18 protein-coding genes and 3 pseudogenes are annotated in these 19,651 nt (G+C 65.7%); 9 read left to right on the top strand and 12 right to left on the bottom strand.

Annotated features, from left to right (window positions below; translation table 11 throughout):
- Positions 1-262: 262 nt before the first annotated feature.
- Positions 263-2,842, bottom strand: a complete 2,580-nt coding sequence (locus tag ACFYMM_RS42180) for a tyrosine-type recombinase/integrase (protein ID WP_388397649.1) — start codon at positions 2,840-2,842, stop codon at positions 263-265.
- Positions 2,839-4,008, bottom strand: coding sequence for a tyrosine-type recombinase/integrase (locus ACFYMM_RS42175; RefSeq protein ID WP_388397647.1), 1,170 nt, complete (start codon positions 4,006-4,008; stop codon positions 2,839-2,841). The genes ACFYMM_RS42180 and ACFYMM_RS42175 overlap by 4 nt, the downstream gene beginning before the upstream one ends.
- A gap of 161 nt (positions 4,009-4,169) precedes the next feature.
- Between ACFYMM_RS42175 and ACFYMM_RS42170 the strand changes: the two are divergent.
- The 3 genes and pseudogenes from ACFYMM_RS42170 to ACFYMM_RS42160 all read left to right on the top strand — a co-directional run.
- Positions 4,170-4,397 (top strand): annotated as a pseudogene (locus tag ACFYMM_RS42170) (hypothetical protein); the annotation flags it as partial.
- Positions 4,398-4,996: 599 nt separating this feature from the next.
- Positions 4,997-5,572: a hypothetical protein gene (locus ACFYMM_RS42165; protein ID WP_388397646.1), complete on the top strand. Its 576-nt coding sequence runs from the start codon at positions 4,997-4,999 to the stop codon at positions 5,570-5,572.
- A gap of 6 nt (positions 5,573-5,578) precedes the next feature.
- Positions 5,579-6,058, top strand: a complete 480-nt coding sequence (locus tag ACFYMM_RS42160; RefSeq protein ID WP_388397643.1) for a hypothetical protein — start codon at positions 5,579-5,581, stop codon at positions 6,056-6,058.
- Between the two features lie 285 nt (positions 6,059-6,343).
- On the opposite strand, the gene ACFYMM_RS42155 is transcribed toward ACFYMM_RS42160, so the two are convergent.
- Together ACFYMM_RS42155 and ACFYMM_RS42150 are read right to left on the bottom strand one after the other, a co-directional pair.
- Positions 6,344-6,730, bottom strand: coding sequence for a transposase (locus ACFYMM_RS42155; protein ID WP_388397640.1), 387 nt, complete (start codon positions 6,728-6,730; stop codon positions 6,344-6,346).
- A 96-nt stretch (positions 6,731-6,826) separates the two neighbouring features.
- Complete coding sequence (locus ACFYMM_RS42150) at positions 6,827-7,453, bottom strand: hypothetical protein (protein WP_388397638.1); 627 nt, start codon at positions 7,451-7,453, stop codon at positions 6,827-6,829.
- Between the two features lie 169 nt (positions 7,454-7,622).
- Here ACFYMM_RS42150 and ACFYMM_RS42145 point away from each other — a divergent pair, with 169 nt between their 5' ends.
- The 3 genes from ACFYMM_RS42145 (at position 7,623) to ACFYMM_RS42135 (ending at position 10,369) form a co-directional block, all read left to right on the top strand.
- Positions 7,623-8,522, top strand: a complete 900-nt coding sequence (locus tag ACFYMM_RS42145; protein WP_388397635.1) for an FG-GAP repeat domain-containing protein — start codon at positions 7,623-7,625, stop codon at positions 8,520-8,522.
- 1,212 nt (positions 8,523-9,734) lie between these two features.
- Positions 9,735-9,992 carry a hypothetical protein gene (locus ACFYMM_RS42140; protein ID WP_388397632.1) on the top strand — a complete coding sequence of 86 codons (258 nt, stop codon included), beginning with the start codon at positions 9,735-9,737 and terminating at the stop codon, positions 9,990-9,992.
- Positions 9,993-10,000: 8 nt separating this feature from the next.
- Positions 10,001-10,369, top strand: a complete 369-nt coding sequence (locus tag ACFYMM_RS42135) for a hypothetical protein (protein ID WP_388397666.1) — start codon at positions 10,001-10,003, stop codon at positions 10,367-10,369.
- 13 nt (positions 10,370-10,382) lie between these two features.
- Here the strand turns inward: ACFYMM_RS42135 and ACFYMM_RS42130 are convergent, their stop codons facing one another.
- Positions 10,383-10,727 (bottom strand): hypothetical protein, encoded by a 345-nt coding sequence (locus tag ACFYMM_RS42130; RefSeq protein ID WP_388397630.1) that lies wholly within the window; start codon positions 10,725-10,727, stop codon positions 10,383-10,385.
- A 477-nt stretch (positions 10,728-11,204) separates the two neighbouring features.
- Between ACFYMM_RS42130 and ACFYMM_RS42125 the strand changes: the two genes are divergently transcribed.
- Complete coding sequence (locus ACFYMM_RS42125; RefSeq protein ID WP_388397627.1) at positions 11,205-11,750, top strand: HNH endonuclease; 546 nt, start codon at positions 11,205-11,207, stop codon at positions 11,748-11,750.
- A gap of 433 nt (positions 11,751-12,183) precedes the next feature.
- Positions 12,184-12,399, top strand: coding sequence for a hypothetical protein (locus ACFYMM_RS42120; protein ID WP_388397624.1), 216 nt, complete (start codon positions 12,184-12,186; stop codon positions 12,397-12,399).
- A 23-nt stretch (positions 12,400-12,422) separates the two neighbouring features.
- On the opposite strand, the gene ACFYMM_RS42115 is transcribed toward ACFYMM_RS42120, so the two are convergent.
- Together ACFYMM_RS42115 and ACFYMM_RS42110 are read right to left on the bottom strand one after the other, a co-directional pair.
- The gene (locus tag ACFYMM_RS42115) at positions 12,423-12,875 is read right to left on the bottom strand and encodes a DUF5959 family protein (protein WP_388397621.1); all 453 of its coding nucleotides are present in this window, start codon (positions 12,873-12,875) and stop codon (positions 12,423-12,425) included.
- A gap of 85 nt (positions 12,876-12,960) precedes the next feature.
- Positions 12,961-13,269 (bottom strand): transposase, encoded by a 309-nt coding sequence (locus ACFYMM_RS42110; protein WP_388397619.1) that lies wholly within the window; start codon positions 13,267-13,269, stop codon positions 12,961-12,963.
- On the opposite strand from ACFYMM_RS42110, the gene ACFYMM_RS42105 reads away from it, so the two are divergent.
- On the top strand, positions 13,211-13,453 hold the full coding sequence (locus ACFYMM_RS42105) for a cytochrome P450 (protein WP_388397616.1): 243 nt from the start codon (positions 13,211-13,213) through the stop codon (positions 13,451-13,453). The genes ACFYMM_RS42110 and ACFYMM_RS42105 overlap by 59 nt on opposite strands.
- A gap of 90 nt (positions 13,454-13,543) precedes the next feature.
- Here ACFYMM_RS42105 and ACFYMM_RS42100 read toward each other — a convergent pair whose 3' ends face one another.
- The 5 genes and pseudogenes from ACFYMM_RS42100 to ACFYMM_RS42080 all read right to left on the bottom strand — a co-directional run.
- Positions 13,544-15,658, bottom strand: coding sequence for a P-loop NTPase fold protein (locus tag ACFYMM_RS42100; RefSeq protein WP_388397613.1), 2,115 nt, complete (start codon positions 15,656-15,658; stop codon positions 13,544-13,546).
- Positions 15,659-16,127: 469 nt separating this feature from the next.
- Positions 16,128-17,504: pseudogene (locus ACFYMM_RS42095) on the bottom strand (IS1380 family transposase).
- Positions 17,505-17,776: 272 nt separating this feature from the next.
- Positions 17,777-18,679 (bottom strand): SDR family NAD(P)-dependent oxidoreductase, encoded by a 903-nt coding sequence (locus ACFYMM_RS42090; protein ID WP_388397611.1) that lies wholly within the window; start codon positions 18,677-18,679, stop codon positions 17,777-17,779.
- 74 nt (positions 18,680-18,753) lie between these two features.
- On the bottom strand, positions 18,754-19,317 hold the full coding sequence (locus tag ACFYMM_RS42085; protein WP_388397609.1) for a TetR/AcrR family transcriptional regulator: 564 nt from the start codon (positions 19,315-19,317) through the stop codon (positions 18,754-18,756).
- A gap of 237 nt (positions 19,318-19,554) precedes the next feature.
- A pseudogene (locus ACFYMM_RS42080) lies at positions 19,555-19,651 on the bottom strand (IS5/IS1182 family transposase); the annotation flags it as partial.

Below are 19,651 nucleotides of genomic sequence, written 5' to 3'. Positions count from 1 at the left end.
CGCGAGCACCTCCGCCCCTGACCGACTTCTTCGCCGCCATGGCATACAGCGACTTCGAGGCCATCACCACCCGCGGCGAAGAGCTCGTGTGCACCGTCTTGCCGAGTACCTGCGCCCCGCACACCGCGGAGCCAGCAGCGAAGCGTTAGCCTGCGTTCCGCGTAATTCAGCATCCTAGAGTCACGAATCTGGGGTCTGACCTGCGCGGACATGGGTGAGGGCGCCTGGAAGGCGTTTCTCTAGGCGCTGGTGTTCGTGCTGGTCAGCGGGGTGCGGGGTCGAGCGCGATGATCTGCTTCGGTGTGGGGATGTTGAGCTTGGCCAGCAGGTCCCTCTGGGGCTTGGTGAGGGCAGTGACCTGGCGGAACAGGCCGGTAGGGCCGGTGAACGTACCGAGGTGGAGCCGGTCGAGCTCGCGGCGGACGGTCGTCCAGGTCGCGTCGGCGGTGGTCTCGATGATGCGGATCAGCAGCAGGGAGAGCCAGCAGAGGACGACGTGGGCGCGTATGCGTTCTTCGAGCCGGTGATAGACGGGCCGCAGGTCGATGATCTGCTTCATGTCCCGCCAGCCCCGCTCGACTTCGAGGAGCTGCTTGTAGCCGAGCGCGATGTCCTCGGCGGACAGGTCCGGGTCGGAGCATCGCAGCAGGTACTTGCCGTCGAGGTTCTCCTCGGTCTTGATCTTCGCGGTGTCGATGCGGAGCTTGCCGGCCGGGGTGGTGCGGAGGTAGCGGTTGAGGCCGGGTTTGTCGGCGATCTTGCCGCGGAGTTCGCCACGTCTGAAGTCGCTGAGCTTGTCGGTGTCTTCGATCAGGGTCGTGAGCTGGGAGACGAGCTGTTCGCGTATGTGCTGGTCCCGGGTGGCCTGGTGCGTGGTCTGGCGGCGCTGGACGAGGTCCCGGGTTTCGTCGCGTTGCCGCAGCAGCGCCTCGGTGAAGCTGGCGTCGGTGACGAATTTCGTGCAGGACAGGCAGGCGTTGCCCTTGTCGCAGGCCTGCCGGGGCGGGAGGGTGCAGTAGCCGTTGGGCAGGACGCGGTCGGTGCGGCGGTCGAGGGCCAGGGCCTCGAACATCTCGGCTGCATCGCGCTGATAGTCGCGCCCGTCGGCGGTCACCTTCTTGTAGCGCAGGAACTCATGCTCGGCGACGGTCGAGAGGGTCTGGGCGTAGTGGAGGAACATCGTCGGGGTCTTGTGGCCCATGTAGCGCATCGCGACGTGCAGGGGGACGCCGGCGTTGAGCAGGGTGGTCGCACGCGTGTGGCGGAAGATGTGGGTGCGGGAGATCCTGATCCGCTTGCCCTGCTCGTCGCGCAGGTCGATGCGCTTGGCGAACTCGGCGAACTTCAGGTGGACCGTGGACTCGGGGAAGTTCCGGTCGCCGTTGCGGTTGTGCTTCCTGCCGAGGAAGAGGTACTTCGGCTGCACGCCCGACCTGCCGCGGCCGGCCATGAACGCGCTGGCGTAGTCCTGCTGCTGGCGGATGAGGTCGACGACCTCCTGGTCGACGAGGATGGTGTTGTCAGCGGTGATGATCTTCGTCTGCTGGTAGCGCAGACGGGCGACATGGCCATCGGGGTCGGGGAACGGGATGGCGACGAGGGGATCGAAGTCGAGCATGATGACTTCGTTGATGCGACGGCCGGTCCGAATCAGCAGGCCCAGGATCCGTACGAGTTGTTCCTCACCGAACCCGCCCTCGTCCTTCGGCAGCGCGAACAGCTCGCTGTTCTGCGCGATCGTGCTGATCACCGCGTCCGAGAGGATGATGTCCGGGGGCGGCGGTTTGGCCCCGGAGGGTTTGTCGCCGAAGCGGAACAAGGCGGCGTGCTGCGGTCCCAGCTGCAGCCAGCGGGGTTCCTTCAGGTCGGCGACTGCCGACTGGCGCTCTTCGAACAGGAAGCGGTAGACGCCCTCCGGAGCGGTCATGGCCGCCCGGCGATGGGTGGGGCCGAGCGGCTGGCCCTTGGTGGGGCCTTGGGCGCACTTCTGGCGACCGAGCCACTGCCGGAAGTCCTGGACCCATTGGCTGAGCTGACGCTCGTCATCGGTGAGGTGCGGTCCATCGCAGCCGACGCGGTCGAGGTACCGCTGGAACCAGACCAGGTTGTGCTGGCGGGTGTGGACCGTGGTCCAGACGAACACCTCACGCTCCAGCTGCCGGGCAAGCCACCATTTGGCGGCCTCCCGCAGCCAGGGGGTGGTGAGGTGGCTGAAGTAGACGAGGTTGTGTCGTCGTGGTTCGTGCGGGCGTAGCGGGATCCGGGTGTCCAGAACCGGGTTCCACACGTTCAGTTCCCACCAGTCGCCCTGGTGGTAGGCGTGGACGAGGATGTCCAGGAAGCGGCCGAGCGAGGAACGCAGCCGGTTCAACTGATTCGGTGCCAGAGGGTCGCCCCTGCGTATCCGGATCTTGCGGATCGCGTGGATCCACTCATCACAAGAGAGGTCGAGAAGGCTTGCCAGGCCACCGTGGCGCTGGCCGGCAGCGACGAACGCGATCTGCTGGGCGAGCTTCGTCGTGGCCTCGGCGTCGATGTTCATGCCCAGTTGCACCTGCCGCTCGATCGCCCAGGCGAACTCGGTGGTCATGGCCGGCGAGAGACTCTGGAAGTCCATCGCGACGCTCTTGTCGCGCCTGCGGTAGCTCTCGCCGTTCTGCAGGACCGCCTCCAGCCAGTGCGCCGGCATCGTCGCCCGGGTGAAGTGCAAAGTCGCCCGCACCTCCGGCGGCAGTTCCGCTGCGAGCCGCTGGATGATCTCCTCGCTGAACAGGGCCTGCCGGCCCAACGCCGGATCCGACTTGGCCGTGCGCCGGGCCTTGAAGAGCTCACTCTCGCTCATGCTGTTGCTCCCCATCGGGCCACCAGCGTCTTCCAGTCGGCGGCGGCCCGCATCGCCGCATCCTCGGTGACGTGGGCGTAGGTCGTCATCAGCGTGTGGATGTCCCGGTGCCCCAGGCGCCGCTGGACCACGTGTTCCGGCACTCCGGCCAGAAGCAGCGCGGTCGCGTGCGTGTGCCTGAACCAGTGGGGAGTCCATCCCGGCGGCAGCAGCGGATGCCGCCGCTTGAAGCCCTCGATCCAGTCATAGATCGTCTCCGGCCGCAGGGGCCTGCCGAACTCGCCCCGGTAGAGGTTCACGAAGACCGGCAGGTCGTCCTGGACGTCGACGCCGAGCTCGACGAGGAGGAACAGGTATTCGCCGTAGAGGTCATCGAGCTCGTCGCTGATGTACACGCGTCGGTGCTGCTGGTTTTTCACCCGCAACCGGCGACGCCGGTCCTCCAGCGGCTGCACCTCTACGAAGGCGGTCGTCCCCGTGCCGGGCTGCCAGTCGCGATGCCGAAGCAGCAATGCCTCAGCCAGACGAAGACCCGTCTCTTCCAGCAGTGTCCAGAACAACCGAAGCCGCAGGTCACCGCACCAGCCCGTGCCGCGTTCGAGGCGCCCCGCGTCATCCTTGATCACCTTTGTCTGTTGGGGCGTGAGGAACGGAGGCGGACCCTTCGGCTCACGACGCCGGCCGATGACCCGGCGGTCCTGCCCGCCACCGAGATGCCCCAGAAACGACGCGTACCGGCTGCGTGCCTCCATGGACCCGCCCCTGACGTGCTCGTAGAACTGCCGAGCGGCTGGCACCCCCGTCACGATGGCGTGGTAGCGGTAGAAGCCCAGCACCGAACTCAAGCCCACATCGACAGTGCTGCTGGCTGCGGTCTCCTCCGGTCGCAGCGTGATCACAGCGGAATCCACGCCCCGGTCACGCAGCCGTCGCTTGAATCGGGCGAGATCGTCTACCCTCACCCGGCTCCAGTCCAGACCTCCGTCCTCCAGCATCGACCACCAGGACGCAAGCCCCCGCGCGTACAGCCGCACAGTGTTGGGGGAGTACTGCTCCTGCCGCAGATACTCCAAATACGCCTCAACCGGCTCCACGACCCGCCACTGCCGGTCGAGAACGACGTAGGTCACCTCATCGCCACTCACGACACGCTGCCGAACGGCCATAGCGACGACTGTAGAAACCAACCTTCCGCCGGGGGACGGGACCGTCAGCGACGTCACCGTCACGAGCGAACTACCCTGGATAAGCACCTCTGAAGGCGACGAAACCGGCTAAGGGCCGACCGTCGACGTCGTCAGCGGCACCCCGCACCAACACCGGACAACACCTGATCAGCCTCCAGCTCGGGGGAGACCCCAACGACCCGCGGAACTTGTGGGTGGAGCCGGCCGACCCGGGCCACAAGAAGAGCGGCGGCATCAACAACAAGAAAGACCCGGTCGAGACCAAGCTGCACACCGCGGTCTGCGCTGGCCAGATCACCCTCACGCAGGCACAGCACGCCATCGTCAACGACTGGACCACCGCCCTCAGCAGCCTCCACCTCAGCTGAGCACGACACCCGTCCCGGGAGCAGCGAACTCACCGCAGACCGGGGCGGGGAGTACAGGTCCAGAGGATGATGTGACGTGTGGGGCGTGAGGTCCGACCGTAACGGACCCCCTTGTGCATAGGCCGCGCCCACTCCATGCCGGCGGTGCGCGCCACGAAACGGACGCCCGCCGACTATGCCGAAGCCCTGGCCGGGAGGGGGTGGCGGCAAGTGGTCGTCGAGGACAGCCTGGCGGAACGCGGCGGCCTCACCGCTCTGGGGAACTTTCGCACAGGAACGCTACAAGCCATCTATTGGACAGTAAATCGGGCATTTCATCGGAGCTGGCCTTGTTTGAGTCACTCCGCTGATTGCGAGCCAGCATCCATATTACTGTGCGTTGTCGAACACGGTTGATCTAAGATCCTGGGCTGGGATCCGCCCGACATGCTCACGGTCTGTAGCAAACGGAAGCCCGGTTGCCGATCTACGTCGCAAAATGGCCCTTGTGGGGAGTGGGCGGCTCCCCATAGCTTCGATTTCGGCCCGAGACAACCTGAGTCACGGGGAAAACATCCCATCCAGGGGGGATCATGCGAAACTCGGTAAGGGTAATGGCCGTGGTGTCCACGCTGTCGGCTGCCATTGGCCTGGCAGGCGCAAATTCGGCTTCTGCTACCTCTTCGGAACCCAAAGGGCGTGAGGTAACTGTCACGACGCCGATGAAGGTGGTCGGATTCGATGCGGCAGTAGCTGAACAGCACGGCTACAAAATCGTCACGTTACCGAACGGAGAACAGACCTCCGTACCGAAAGACGGGCACGTTGCCCCGCACTCTATACCCGTGGTGCACGGTGACTGTGGAGAATCGTACATCCACTTCTATGCAACCGGTGGTCACTACGACGGAGAGGTCAATACCGGCTACAAGGTCGACTACTCCGTCGTTCGCTACGGTTGGACCGTAGACGTCACAGACAGATTCGGTCTCGGTAAGCTTCCCGACAGTGGGTGGGCTACCGGAGCGAGTCATGAAATGCATTTCCTCACGCACTCAGGAGGCGCGGGAGATGCTACCGCAGAGGTGGAAGGCGGAAGCTACGTCGTCATGATCGACGGCGAGGAGTGCCATTCCGGGTCTCCGTTGGGACACAACGTACTACTACAAGGATTGACCGCACACTCTGAGAAGTGAGGGAAAATGAACATTACCCCGCAAAGTCGCCGCCGGACCATGGTGGAAGAAATTGCAATGGCTGCGAGGGACTTTGACGGGGTGATGTTCGGCCTTCGCGGACAGGACCCCATGGGGATGCTCGGCGAGCAGAAAAACGGATTATACGAAACATTCTTCATTAAGTATGATATTGACGGGCGTGGAATGGGAGTCGGTACAACAGCTGTGCATATCGACCCCCTGTTCGCCTATCGCTGGCTCGCTACGTTTGCCAAGAATCGGCAACCACGGGATCCGACACCAAGGCGCGAAGATCTGAAGGTCGGACACGACGAAGTCGGCCTTCCTGGCAACATTTCAAGGAGATTGCAGGCTTACCGACTGGGTTCGGTCAGCGCACTCTCGGCTGAAGTGGATTACCTCGCCTGGATCGCGATTGGGGATCTCGACTTGATCTGTGCGCAGTGGACCGAAATCCGGTCTGTTACAGAAACCAATCGTTGAGCTGCCGGGCCGGCTGGTGGTAGCTGAATCCCGACGTCAGCTGATCTTCCTACTGGCCCGTGGACATATGGTGTTCGCGGGCCACGGGCGCATGCCTGCCCGTTAATTAGCCTCGATTCGTCAGTGGTCGTGAGCGTATGACGGTGTTGCTGGTTCGCCCCGTTTGTCCCGCGTGATCGCGGGCGGGGGCTTCGCGTGTCGCTGCGGCTGCGCCGGGGTTCCACGGCACCCGGAGGTCGTGCGGGTCTGCTCCTTCCTTGTCTCGTCGGGCTGGTGGTTTTGTTGTCAGGTCACGGCGGGCAGGGTGGTCAGCCGGTGCCAGCAGGTGGTGAACGCCTTCGCCCAGGGCCAGGTCGCCTCGATCCGCAGCCAGCGGCGGCGTGCGTGGTCGGTGAGGCGGGCGGGCAGGTGGTAGAGGCGGAAGCGCATGGTGTCCGGCTCGGCGTCGGCCAGGTCGTCGATGTCGTGCAGTGCCAGCAACCGCAACCACGCGTCGAGATCGGCGGCGAGGTTCGCGGCGAGCACCCAGCCGCGGTTGACCTCCCACGATGCGGAGGGCAGGTTGTCCAAGCCCATGGCCTTGTTGGTGCGGACCCGGTCTTCCACGGACGCGTGCGAGCGGTGCAGCACGTCCAGGAACTGGGCGTGACCTGAGCCGGCGATGCCCCACATGCGGCCGATGTTGGTGGTCGAACAGATCAAGCAGATCGCAGCCCCGCACCTGAGCTACCGGCACACCGACAAGCCGACGCGATCACGCCAGCAAGCTCAGTAACTGCCGCTCAGGGGTGAGGCCCATGCGGGGTCGTGCCATGATCTGTTCGTCAAGCGAGCGAGTAGATGGTCCGCCGTGCTGGATGCGGTGTCCTGTGGAGCGCCGACCGCGATGAGGGCGGTGCTGACCCTTTCGGAGGCATCCTCCGAAACATCCGGATCGCCCAGGAGGGGCAGGATCAGCAGGAGGCGGGCGGCGCAGTCGTCGACCCCGGCGGCCCCGGGTGCTGGGTGGTCCGCGATCCTCACGAGGTCCGGCCACGGCAGCCCGGTTCCTGACAGCTCCCCTTCCCAGCCGGCGATCCGTTGCACGCCGCCTTGGCCTTCGGGGACAAGCAAGTAGTCGGTGCCGTAGTCGCCGACCAAGTTGCGGTAGACCACGACGATTCCGGGGCCTTTCGCGGCCGGCACCCGGAACACAGGCCACCAGTCGGGGTCCATGAGGGTCTCGGACAAGGCTTCGGTATCGGCACCATCATCGCCGAACCACTCCGGGCTGGGACGCCCAACGCCCGTCCCGCCAGCGCAGATCTCCAGTAGATAGTTCGACCAGAACCCGGGGCGAGTCAGTAGAGACTCCCCAGCAGCCAACGGGCCGTCGTCGTATCCCTCGATCAACATCCCGCAAGCCTGCCACCTGCCGCTGATCAGCTCGCACCGGGGACCGGCGCAGGGGCCCACCGGTTACGGGGCACCCCTTCATGCGCGGTTGGTGAGCAGTAGTAGTGGTCTTGTGTACGCTGCCGCCCAGCCGGCAGCAGCCTGCGCTCTCCTCTTTTGGGGGTACGACTTGAGAACGCGTTGGCGTGCTCTGATCTCCGCCTTCGCCGCGCTCGCGGCCACCACGATGCCCGCGCTGGCGCACCGGGCCGACGCGGCTCCGCCGCTCTTCGCCTGCTCCGGCAGTCCACGGGACTTCAACGTCGACACGAAGGCCGACGTATACGGGTTCGACCGCTCGGCGCGCATCTGGCTGATGCGGGGGACGGGGTCGGCGAGCGCCCCGTTCAGTCACCGGATCGCTGCGCAGGACCAGGGCACCTGGGACCACCTCGACAACTTCACGTACGTCGGCAGGACGAGGAACTGGCCGTGCGCGGTGTACGCGCGCGACACCACAAACGGCACTCTGGAGGCCTTCGAGCCCGACCGGTACGGCCGCGTACACGCGTTCTGGTCGAGCATTAACATGCGCGCCTACAGCATGTTCACCGGCGTCGGCGACCTGACGGGGAGCGGGTACGGCGACATGCTCGCCCGTGACAGGGCGGGTGTTCTCTGGCTCTTCCGCGGAGAGAACGGGCCCGACTACTGGGACGTCTTCAAACCACCCCTCCGCGTGCCCGGCACGTGGAAGTCCGTCACCGCGCTGGTGGGCGCTGGAGACGTGACCGGTGACGGAAGGCCCGATCTGCTCGCGCGGGACGGCACCGGAGTCCTGAGGCTCTCCCCGGGCACCGGTCAGGCCACCAAGCCGTTCGGGCCCGCGGTCCGGCTGGGCGGCGACTGGAAGTGGGCGACGGCCTTCATCGGCGGAGGCGACTACACCGGTGACGGAAGGCCCGATCTGCTGGCCCGGGACGGCACGGGCCGGGTCTGGCTCTCGCCCGGCAGGCGTTCGTCGGCCGCACCCTTCGGCGGGCGCACCGTGGTCGGTACGGGCTGGGGCGCGTACACCTTCCTGTTCTAGCCGCCGCACGAGGCGGCGCCCTAACGAGACGGACCCAACTCGCGACTGATGATGCTGATGCGCTCATTGTGATAAGGGATAGCGGTCCGGTAGAGCGGCGCTCGACGCCTGTCTACCAAGGGAGATGGCATGCTCGACTGGCTCAGTCAGGGCCCGCGTGAAGTCCGAGCGCACTCTCAAGGCAGCCCGCCCCTTGCGAGGTCGGCGGTTCGATGCGGTGGTGGAGACGCCCTTCGCCGATCCGCGCCTCATCGCCTTCGTGGTCACGCAGACCGTCTGGTGGGCGGAGGATCTTATGTAGATTGTGAGAGACAGTGAATTGGGGAAGCTTTGCGGCGCGGATTGCCGTGGGTGTATTCTGCATCGGATGGGGTGCGCTCGCTCGATATACGAGCGTACGCCATCCGGATTTCTCCGAACGCGTTTTGTCCGAACGCCTGAGGAGACGAATTCGCAAAGTCCGCAATACTCGATGCCAAAAAACCCTCGACTTGTGGGTGATACCGATTGGCTTCTTTTCGGTTGGAGTAATTGTGCTGATTAATGCGTTTGTTTCGCTCATCAGCGCTTAACGCTCCAGCCGTAGATCCTGGTCTTGCCGGTGGGTGGCCGTGAAGACGTGCGCTGCCACCGTTGCTCATCGTGAGTTGTGTGGACTTACGAAGAGATGGTGGTCGCAGGTCCTAGCCCCGGGCAGTGGTAGGAGGCGTTCGATGCGACCTGGGCGCCCGCTCTGGAGAGAAGTCCGCCTTTTCCCCTCGAACGGTGATCGCGTGCTGTATGCAGCGAGCCGCCGAGTTCTTCCAGTGCGGGCATGAGGACGTACGCGATAAGGCTTTGGACGCGGAGCAGGAAACGGCCGTGGCCGGGGAGCAGGGCTCGTTCACCGAGTCACGCGGCGGACGGACCGCTGCCCGCGCTGATGACATCCGGCGTGTGGCTGGGCATCAAGGAGGCGCAGCGGTTGAGGCTTCGATCGGGTGAAGCAGTCAACCCTGTCGCCACCTGGCCAGCCCACCTTCCAGGTGGGGCGGACAGGCGTCGGTCCTCCTGCGGGACTGGGAGGGGCGGCGCCGTCCGTGCCAGGGTGGGCCAGGGCGGCGGCCCTGGGCGGGGGCTCGGTACGCCAGCGTCGTGGCTGGTGTGGGTACCTTTCCCTAGCGGGGTACGGGTACGTACCCGTATCCTGCTCGGTGTGGAGGGAGCCCGATGATGTCTGACGCCAATGTCCGCATTCCCGAGGAAGCCCGTGACCGGCTTGCCGCCATAGCTGCGGCGGAGGGGATGTCGCTGCGTGCCTACCTGGCGCGGCTCGCAGAAACCCTGCTCACCCCGGACGAGCGGGCCGAGCGGGCCGAGCGGGCCCGGGCCGCGTTGAGGGAGTGGAACGGCTACGCGCCGACCCCCGCTGAGGAAGAGGACCTCGACAGCGAACTGGACCGGCGCTTGGCCCAGGCGGCCGCCCGGTGAGCGACGCCATGCACATCGTCCTGGACGACACCGCCATGGCAGCGGCCGGCCAGGGCAACGTTCTCGCCTCCCGCCTCATCCACCGCGCCCACGCCCAGGCCGGCTGGTATCTGTACGCCCCCGCCTGCGCGCTCGTCGAAGCCGACCGGGCACGGCCGGGCACGGCGGAACACCTGGCCGCCCTGCCGGGCATCACCGTGCTCGACCTGGACCTCCCGGCTGCCTTGGCCGTGGCCCAGCACGACACCTGGGGGGCGGCACACTGCCAGTACGCGGCCCAGCCGACCCCGGACCGCCCCGACGGAGCGATCATCGCCACCACCGCCCCCGACCGGTGGACCGGAGAGCCGGTTCGCGTCCTCGACCTGACGCCCTGACGCCGAAGCCGGATCATCCGTCGACGCAAAGGTGAGCTCGGCGGGTCTGGACGAGGCGATGCCAGCGGGTGCGGACGGCCTCGGCCCCGTAGAGCCAGTGGGTGGAGGAGGGCTCGGGCAGGGGCAGGCCGCCCAGATAGTGGGCGATGTCGGCGTAGTAGGCGTAGTCGCCGGTTCGGGCGGGCTCGCGCAGACGGCCGATGACGGCACGGACCTTGTCCTGTTCGCCGAGGACGGCATGATGGATGGCGAGCGCCAGCTCCAGGACGGCTTCGGCCGCGATGATGCCGGCGTCACGGGTCTCGGAGCGCAGGTCGCGAGCGGCTTCGAGGCTACGCAGGGCTCCGGCGTCGCGCACGAGCGCGGCAATCGTGCTGGGCTTGGCTGGTGGCGCGTTCCCCGGCGACGCCGCGCTGCTCGGCCTGGTCGCAGGCGGCGGTGTAGGCGGAGGCCGCGCGGCCCATGTTGCCGTGGGGCCAGAGGATGTCGCCTTCGACGCGGTGCTGGCGGCCGGTCCTTGCCGCAGCCGCAGGGTTGGCGGCCGCCCGGCCGGGCTTCGAGTCGGCGAGCGCGAGGGCGTCGCACGCTCGTCGACGCGTTTTAAGCCGGGCACTGACAGGATCGCCCCATCCCCTACACGTGCGCCGGCAGTTGCTCTACGCAAGGAAAGTGCAGGTCAAGACGTGCGTCCGCGCCCCGCGCCCCCGCTGGGCACTGATGGTGTGGCTGTAGCTGGGCTCCGTCCGATCCGGGCATCGCTGCTTCAGCGATAGCCAGGCTGTCTGTCAGTGGCTCTCCGTACGATGCCGACGAGCTGAGTGGCAGAGGGGTGGAGATGGCGGGGGCCAGACAAGAAGTGCTGAGTAAGGATCGGGGGAGTCAGCCCCTCTGGGTGTGGATCATGGTTTTGATGGCACACGGGCGGCGGTGCGTGTATTGCGACGAGCGGCAGTCGCAGACCCTTGAGCACGAAGCGCCATTGGCAGGCAGGGCAGGACGTGACATCTGGTGGAACCTCGTGCCTGCCTGCGACCGGTGTAATAGCTGGAAGCACAAGAGGTCTGCAGTTGAGTGGGCGCGCGACATGAAGCTGCACCATGCGCACCCGAAGGCCGGCTTCGCTCGCCACGCCCTTCCACCTCGGGTCGTCGAGGGGATCAGTGACCGTATAGCCCAGGTACAGCGTGAGATACGAGATCCCGCTCGGCGTCAGTGGTTCGAGCACCACTACGGGCAAAGGCGCACTCCACGGTTGCGTCGTGAGAAGTATGAAGAAGTCCAACGGTGCGACCTCATCCGTCGAATCTCGGTAGCGGCGATCGGTGTGGTGCCGCCCTTAAGGGAAGGCATATGCGGCACCAGATTATCCTTATGCCGTTGAGGTCCTTATCCTGGCTTGGCGACTCGCGGATGCAGAGGGGCGGCCACTGGGGGCAGGGCAAAATACTGCCCAACGATTCGCTTACGGCACTAACCCGCAAGTCGGGGCCGAAAGCGTCTGCTCGAGATTTCGCTTAAAATGTCCTATTTTGATAACAATAGCTGAGGGTCTCGATGGGTATAGTTGCGGCGATTGTCCTGCCGCTCATTATCATGGGCTTTGGATTGGCCATTCTGTTCAACGTGCGCGGCTTTCGTGACTTGCTTATCCGGAGATCGGGCCAGCCTCGATTCGGGTCCGCTCGAAACGTTTATCTCGTTACCGGCGCCTTCTTTGTGGCGATTCCTCTCTATATGCTTTTCCTTGTCATTTCAGATTCCCTTTCTCGATAATTTATGCATGCCGACATTTCGGTCTTTTGGAGAGAGTCTGAGTGTTGGATTTCTACTATGTCGCACTCGTTGTCGGTTGTGTGGTAATTGGCGTGCGGATGAGTCGTCGGAAACTGTGGTGGAAGTCGGCGGCCATTTTTCTTCTTGGTCTCGGTATTACTGTCTCGTCTGTCGCACTGGATACTAACAATCGTTTGCTGATGCTGGCGTCAACTGGGATTCTCATTGGCGCTGCGCTACTGAACTTGAAAGCGTGATGTCGGATGCTGGGATCAGGTGGTCACCGCTTGCGATTGGGGCTCCACCCGTAAGCTCCTGGTGCCGTCTCGATGACTTCGCTGGGCCAGGTCAGTCGGACCTGTTCCAGGCGCCCGCGATGCTCGGCGATCCAGTCTTCCTGGGGGCGGGTTCCCAGGGCTGTCGTAAGGCGGTCCGGGTCGCTGACCTGGATCGACAGCCAGCCGTCTTCGTGCACGTGGATGTCGAGGCTCAGGCCGCGGTCTCCGCCGATGCTGACCGTCTGGCCTGGTCCCAGGTTGGACAGCTCCTGCTCCCAGGAGTCCAGGTCATGCTGGAAGAGGTAAAGGTCGAGCCGGGCGTCGACGAAACTCGCGGAGACGAGCACGTTCGCGTGCAGAATGTCGTGGCCGGTCAGCACGCCCGGCTGGGACCGTCCTGTGACGCGCACGATACAGCGGTTCCCATCCGGATCGGCGAGGTGGATCAGATCCATCGGAGCGGGTTCCGTCATTGAGTTGCTCGCTTTCGTGCGCTGGCGTGGGCTGCATCGTCTCCTATCGCCGGATGAGCCGACACAGTCAGGCCCAGGCCTGGAGAGTCACGTGCCCAGGGGCCAAGCCGGTGCCGGCAAGACAGCCGTCGATCACGTCTGGCCGGTACTGGAGCTTCTTGAGCCGATGCTTGACCGCGCGGGTGACTTGACGAAGGCTGGCGGCGGCAAGGTTGCCGACGTCGCGCTTGACCAGGGACCACACGCCCTCGGTTGGGTTGAGGTCGGGCGCGTAGGTGGGCAGCTGAACGACGGTAAGCCACTCGGCGTTCGCGTCGATGAACTCGCGCAGCGGCTTCGTCAGATGCAGTGCCCGCCTGCACGCCGAGGTCGACACCGTCCTCGCGGGCCGCCCCGCCACCCACGCCGACCTGCCCCACCTCGCACTCACGTGCCGCATCATCGACGAAGTCCTGCGCCTGCACCCACCCGCCTGGCTCCTCACCCGCACCGTCACAACCGACACCCGCCTCGACGGTAACCTCCTTCCCGCCGGCACCACCAGCGTTGCGCGGTCGTAAGCGAACCGGTGGGCGAGGACCGGCTCGGCCGCCCCGACAAACCCAACCGCGCGCCGGTCACTTCTGTGCGACGCTCATGACCGCGTGAGGTCAGAATTCCTCAGGTCGCCATCCTGTCGAGTACTTCTCGTACAGGGCCAAAGCGTCTGCCAGCTCCTCGCTGGGCTCGATCGTCCCGTCGTCGAGGGACCGGCGCACGGACGCGACGGCTTCCGCCAGAAGCGTCGTGCCCCCGAACACGTTCACCAGCGGATCCCAGGCGAGCCGCTTTTCCGTCCGCACCGCCACGCTGCCCATCGTCTGGCTGTGCACAGGCGTCGTCGCGCTTTCCAGCAGGCGCGCGACGACCCGGGGATCGGACCGCGACTCAAGGGGGGAAGGATCATCTGTACCTGCCGTCGCCATGAGGAGCGTTTGCAGCAGCATCCTTTCGCCGGCAAGGTCCCCGGGGCACGCCGTGTGAAGTTGGGAGAAGAGATCCCCCCTGAGGGACTGGGCGGCGTCCTCCGTGATCACCCCTTGGTCGTCCGAGCCGCCCGAGACGACACTGAGCAGAAGAGCCCTTCCGTAGAAGCTCGTGATGCTGTGGAAAAGGCTGCGGACGATGGGCTCGACCGCGTCTTCGCCGAGCGTACGGAGCAGAACTCTCACTGGGCTCAAGACAGCCCATTCACTGCCCGGAGACAGCATCCCAGTAGATCCCAGCCGGATGCGCGGCAGTTGACGCATCAACGCTTTGGCCGTGGGCAGTACCTGCTCCTCGGACACATCGCGGAGGTAGGGGACAAGACGCTTGAGGACATCGTCCAGCGTGAGGTCCGGCACCTGTCCCAGCGCCTCGGTGAGGGCGGACTCGTCGCCGATCGCACCTGCGACGCTCTCGATACACCGAATGGGTGCCCGTCCGGCGGGAAGCCGCCGGTGGAGGTAGAAGTCCAGCACTCTTCTGCAGGCCACGCGCCGGTCCCGTTCCCAGGCCGGTACCCAGTCAGAGCCGTAGTTGCTGCCACCGAAGAGCCTTTCGGCGGCGGGGAACAGCAGACGGATGACCGACTGGGCTTGCCCGTCCAGGAGAAGGGTGAAGTCCTCCACGAACGCCTTCTCGCGCGGAGTCTGCCCGTTGTTGCGCTGATAGATCGTGCTGGTTCCCGTGACCAGATCCACCGAAGCCGGCAGCAGGTCGTGCGCTGCGGGATACCGGACACGGAGCGCCTCGAGAGCCAGAACGTCGACGAGACTCACTTCTGCGCGCAGGCTACGAACGGTCAGAGGCACTGACGCCAAGTACCGCTTCACATCCCGGATGGTGGAGAACAGGGGAAGAACGACCTGCACAAACATATCCGGCCACCGGGCCTCGTCGAACGGTCCGAAGTCGATCCCGTCGAGCGCTTCGGCCAGTCCTTGGCCGATGACTGGCGAGAGCGCCTGCGTGGGGAGCGGAGGCACGTCCATCGCGATCTTCACGATCTTCTCGAGGTACGCGGATCCCTCGACAGCTCCGTCCGTCAGCGCCCTCTCCACTACGGAACGGTCGAAGCAGAGCACGTAGACGATGTTCGGGAACGACCCCGTCAAACGCACGAGCCGGAAAAGGTCGCGGATCTCCTGCTGTGACAGGCGGTCGATGTCGTCGACGAAAACCACGATCCGCCCTGGCAGAGCGGCGAGGAGTGCAGTGAGCTCCGCGCGCTGTTGGTGGATGGTCTCCTGTTCCTCGCCCAGGAGCTTGGACGCTCCGGTGGCGACGGCGCTTGCACCTTCTAGAACGGCCCCGGCGCCAGGGATGAACTTCAGCGGAGACAGAGCGGACGAGTACCTGCCCAGACGCTCGGCGACTGTGCGGCCCGCGCCTTTTAGTCTGTCCTTCAGCCCGCGTTCGTCGCGCAGTTGTCCGGCGAGCTCGTCGAAGAAGAACCGCATGAGCTGGTCGGTTCCGGAGAAGAACCACGGGTTGAACTTGACGACCTGGACGTCGTCGAGCGATTCCAGGGCACTCGCAGTGAGGTTCAGCAGTGACGTCTTGCCCGAGCCCCATCTTCCCGTAAGCGCGACAACTGCGCCGTGCTTCGCAGAGGTCCTGTGGATTTCCGCCGCGAAGGCGTCCGCGAGCCCGGAGCGCTGCAGCAGGTCTTCGCTGGCGTCCTCAATTGGGTCGTCCCCGTTAAGCAGACTGCTGATGTTGATTGAAGCGCCGTCGTCCATGCCTACCCACCCCTGGTCGCTGTGGAAGGTGAGCGTAACGCCGCCCACTGACATCGGGACGAGGGTTCCGCGACGGTGAACGGATCTTCGGCTTGCTCACGGTGCAGGGCTGCTCGCCCCCAGCGCCACCACCCCGGAACCGGTCGACCTCGACGCCGTCATCGAGCACGTGGGCGCTCACCGTGACCGTCCACCGCGCTCCCCGCCCGGCACGGCCATCCGCACCGTATGGTTGCTGCCGGTCGCGACCTGCTCGGTACTACTACGTACGCTGAATGTGCCCTTCACGGCACGGCCGCTGCGCCTAGCCTCGAAGTTTCGTGACGGTCCGCCGACGGAGTCGGTGGACCGTTTTCGTGTCGTGGGCTGAGGCTGTGCAGGCCGAGGGCCCGAGTGTCGTCTCGGGGTGGCGCCGGGTTCCACTGCTCCGGGTGTTGGGGTGCTGTCGAAGGGACGGGGAATCCGCTGGTCAGCCAGGGTCGGGCAGTTGGGTGAGCCGGACGAGGGCTGCGGTGATGTGACCGGTCCAGGGCCAGTGCCGGGCCAGGCGGAGGATCCGCCGACGGCCGGTGGTCACGAGCTGTCCGACCGCGGTGAACAGGCGGAGCCGCAGTCGGCGGGGGTCCCAGACACGGGCCTTGCCGGTCAGGGCGAGCATCTGCATCCAGGCCAGCAGGTCGAGAGCGATCTGCACGATCTCCAGCCAGATCCGATTCTGGGCCGTGCGGTGCAGGGGCAGGTTACGCAGGCCGGTGGCCCGGGCGGCACGGATGCGGTCCTCGGCCCGGGCCCGCAGCCGGTGACGGAGCTCGAGCTCGGCGATCGGCCGGCCCGAGGTGTTGGTGGCGAAACAGGTCAGCCGCATGCCATCCGCGTCCGTGAGCCGCAACTGGGCCCCGGGGTGCGGTCGTTCCTTCCTGACGATCAGCCGCATGCCCTTGGGCCAGCCGTCCAGAACGTCGCCGGTGAGTTCGGCGACCCAGGCGCCGTCGCGGATCTCGCCGTCCGCCTCGACGGCCGCCGTCCAGGCCGATGCCGGAACCTTCATCACATGCTGGTGGACCTGCTCGGTGATCACCATGCCTACCGAGTAGGACAGCCACCGTCCCCGCTGAGCGAGCCAGGCGACGAAGTCGTGGGTGCCGCCCGCGGAGTCGGTGCGGATCAGGGTGCGGCGCCCGCGTCGGTATTTCTTCGGCAGCTGGGCCAAGGCCAGCCGGGTGGCGGTGATGTGGTCGGCCGCCGTGTTCGATCCCGCATTGCCTGGTCTGAGCAGGGCTACGACCGGTTCACCCGTGCCGCCCGGTCCGTGGTCGACGAACCCCATCAGCGGGTGGTGGCCGTAAGTTCGTTTCCACGTGGGTGCGGCGTCCTCTTTGTCCGAGTGTGCGATCACCAGCACACCATCGAGGTCCACGGTCACCGTCCCGCCCGCGTCAGGCGCTTCCCGGCCAGCCAACCGCCAGACACGTCGGCGGACTTCAGCCCGCGCGGCACGGATCGCACGCAGGGCCTTCTCCTCAGAGGCTGCGAGGGTGTCGACGAGGCGGGAGACCGTCGGATCGGAGGCCACCGGCCCGAACACGTACGACTCGGCCCGCAGCACCCCGACATCCGCGAGGCAGTCCCCGCCCAGCGCGACCGCCAGGGCCACGTCCAGCAGGATCTTGCCCGGATCGTGCACCGCCCGAACCTTCCGCCACGGCGTCAGCGCCGCTGATATCGCGGCGTCCAGGCCGGCCTTGCGGACTGTCTAGACCAGCAGCACACCCCCGGCCTGCGAGACCGCCGCCCGGCCGCCGCCCTCGATGTGGACACGCGGGTACGACCCGATGCGCTTCTTCATCTGGATAGTGCTTCTTTCCTGCGACGACCTGGACCCTGGATACGTGTCACCGTTGCAGGCAGAAGCACTCCTCGCGTTTTTGATCACCACCCGACACCCTGCCGCGTAAAGGCGCGTAGCTAACAGGTGTTGCTGGACCGGTTGCGGGAGGCTCACTGGCTGGACTTCTCTCGTGACAAGCTCGATGCCTCGCAAGTGCAGGCCAAGCGGGGGCGAAGCCATCCGAACGGTGGGCCGAGTCCGGTTGCCCGGGGGCCACCCGAAGTCCTTCCTCAGACGTGCACTGTCCCCAGTAGTGCACGGGTCTCGGCGACTACCCGCGCGTTGAACGCCGGGTCGTGCACCTGTGCGGAACCCCGCATTGGTCGTCCTTTCTCGTCGTAGTAGACGCCGGTGGTGTCCGATTCGTCGGTGAGTATCCGGGTGATCATGCGAGCAGCGGTGCCCGGGTTGGTCCAGTACTTGATGAGCGGGGCCAGTGGCGAGAGCACGTACTTCGACAGCAGACGCAGGAACAGGCCGGCGTCACGGCCGAGATTCGTGCCGGGAGCGAAGCCGGGCTCGATGGCGTTGAACCGCAGTCGGGGTGTTTCGCGGGCGAAGGCGAGCACCGTTGCCAGGTTGCACTGCTTGGAGGTGGCGTAGGCGTCTCCGCCGGGCAATTTCGAGCCGCCGGGCTTCCACTCGCCACGGGTGCTCGCCTCGGCAGAGATGTACCGGGCGCCGCGGAAACCGGACATGGTGGCGGCCTTGCGCTCCGGATCCTCCACAGCCGAGACGATGAACACCACCTGTGTGCCGTCTTGGAGGTGGGGCACGAGCGTCTCGGTGAACACGAAAGGCCCGATGTGGTTGGTCGCGTAGGCGATGTCCCAGCCGAGGGCGTTCGTGCCGGGACGGTTGGGGAAGATCCCGGCGTTGTTGAGCACGCCAGTGATCGGAAGGCCGAGCTCGGTGATCTGAGCGACGGCGCGTCGCACGCTCGTCAGGTCCGAGAGGTCGCAGAGGACGGACACGGCCTTTCCGCCTCTGCATTCGATGCTGCTGCGCACGTCATCGAGCTTGGCGGCGTTGCGGCCGACCAGCACGACGGTGCCGTGCTTGGCCAGTTCGAGGGCGGTGCGGCGGCCGAAGCCGGAGGTCGGGCCGGTGATGACGTAGACCTTGTCGGGCATGGTACTCCTTAGAGGTCTGACTAGTCAGTCATTAATGGGTGTGCGTGAGTGCGAGGAAGTGGGCCCGGGGCGGGTCAGCCGATCATGCGCCAGAGTGCGTCGAAACCGGACTGCTTGTGCTCTTCGGCGCGGTCCGGGTCGCCGATGATGTAGTCGATGGTGGCCTCAGCCAGGGCATTGGACAGCGTGAACACCAAAGCCGCCGGGGCATCGCGCATCGGGCCGTTCGCCCGGCTGCGCTCCAGGATCTCTCCGATGCCTGTCATGGTCCGGTTTGCGGACTCATGGGTGGACGCCGTGATCTCGTCGGAGACCTGGAGCTGGGCCAGAGTGCGGCGCTTCAGGGGATTGGCCGTTGCCCAGTCCATCCATCGTGACCACATGTGCAGCATCTGGGTGCGCGCATCGGCTGCGGGCAGGCCGCCGAGTGCGGCTGCCCCCATCTCGCCCTTCAGCTCCAGGTAAAGCTGGTTCAGTAGATCCGCTTTGGTGTCGAAGTATGTGAACAGTGACCCGTTCGAGACGCCGGCCTCCTTCGCGATCGCCGCCGTCGCCGCCCCCAGCCCCTGAGCAGCGATGATCCGCGTGGCGGCGGCCATGATCGCCGCACGCTTGTCGTCGCTCCTCGGTCTGGGCATGATGACATCATGTAGGAGAGTGATCGGTCAGTCAAATGTAGGGGGCACGCTTCCCTCGACGCACACCGCAGCAGGTATCCCCACGCAGCCACCCGCCTGAGCTTCGGTCGGCTCAGGGGCGGTTGGTCTTGGTCACGGCCGAGACCAAGGACCGCCCGCCTGCCGCCGCCAGACCTTCAAGTAAAGGGAACCGGGTTCTTAGAGGGCATTTGATCTAAGCGAATTGCCCTTTCTGTTCTAGTAAGTCCCTCGCCAGGTTGGTGTCGTCTCGTCCGTTATGCGCTTGGCGAGGTTGTCGATCGAGGCGACGTGGATCATAGCCTCGGAGCTGGCC

Source organism: Streptomyces sp. NPDC006739 (genome assembly GCF_042869815.1).
In the GTDB taxonomy this organism is placed as follows: domain Bacteria; phylum Actinomycetota; class Actinomycetes; order Streptomycetales; family Streptomycetaceae; genus Streptomyces.
The sequence above is the reverse complement of the archived record's forward strand: the minus strand, read 5'-3'. Positions and strand labels throughout refer to the sequence as shown.

Bases quoted from the DNA above. Each gene is read 5' to 3' on its own strand.
- ACFYMM_RS42180 (WP_388397649.1), bottom strand. From the start codon at position 2,842: ATGAGCGAGAGTGAGCTCTTCAAGGCCCGGCGCACGGCCAAGTCGGAT.
- ACFYMM_RS42175 (WP_388397647.1), bottom strand. From the start codon at position 4,008: ATGGCCGTTCGGCAGCGTGTCGTGAGTGGCGATGAGGTGACCTACGTC.
- ACFYMM_RS42160 (WP_388397643.1), top strand. From the start codon at position 5,579: ATGAACATTACCCCGCAAAGTCGCCGCCGGACCATGGTGGAAGAAATT.
- ACFYMM_RS42155 (WP_388397640.1), bottom strand. From the start codon at position 6,730: ATGTGGGGCATCGCCGGCTCAGGTCACGCCCAGTTCCTGGACGTGCTG.
- ACFYMM_RS42150 (WP_388397638.1), bottom strand. From the start codon at position 7,453: ATGTTGATCGAGGGATACGACGACGGCCCGTTGGCTGCTGGGGAGTCT.
- ACFYMM_RS42140 (WP_388397632.1), top strand. From the start codon at position 9,735: ATGTCTGACGCCAATGTCCGCATTCCCGAGGAAGCCCGTGACCGGCTT.
- ACFYMM_RS42135 (WP_388397666.1), top strand. From the start codon at position 10,001: ATGCACATCGTCCTGGACGACACCGCCATGGCAGCGGCCGGCCAGGGC.
- ACFYMM_RS42125 (WP_388397627.1), top strand. From the start codon at position 11,205: ATGGCGGGGGCCAGACAAGAAGTGCTGAGTAAGGATCGGGGGAGTCAG.
- ACFYMM_RS42115 (WP_388397621.1), bottom strand. From the start codon at position 12,875: ATGGATCTGATCCACCTCGCCGATCCGGATGGGAACCGCTGTATCGTG.
- ACFYMM_RS42105 (WP_388397616.1), top strand. From the start codon at position 13,211: ATGAACTCGCGCAGCGGCTTCGTCAGATGCAGTGCCCGCCTGCACGCC.
- ACFYMM_RS42100 (WP_388397613.1), bottom strand. From the start codon at position 15,658: ATGGACGACGGCGCTTCAATCAACATCAGCAGTCTGCTTAACGGGGAC.
- ACFYMM_RS42090 (WP_388397611.1), bottom strand. From the start codon at position 18,679: ATGCCCGACAAGGTCTACGTCATCACCGGCCCGACCTCCGGCTTCGGC.
- ACFYMM_RS42085 (WP_388397609.1), bottom strand. From the start codon at position 19,317: ATGCCCAGACCGAGGAGCGACGACAAGCGTGCGGCGATCATGGCCGCC.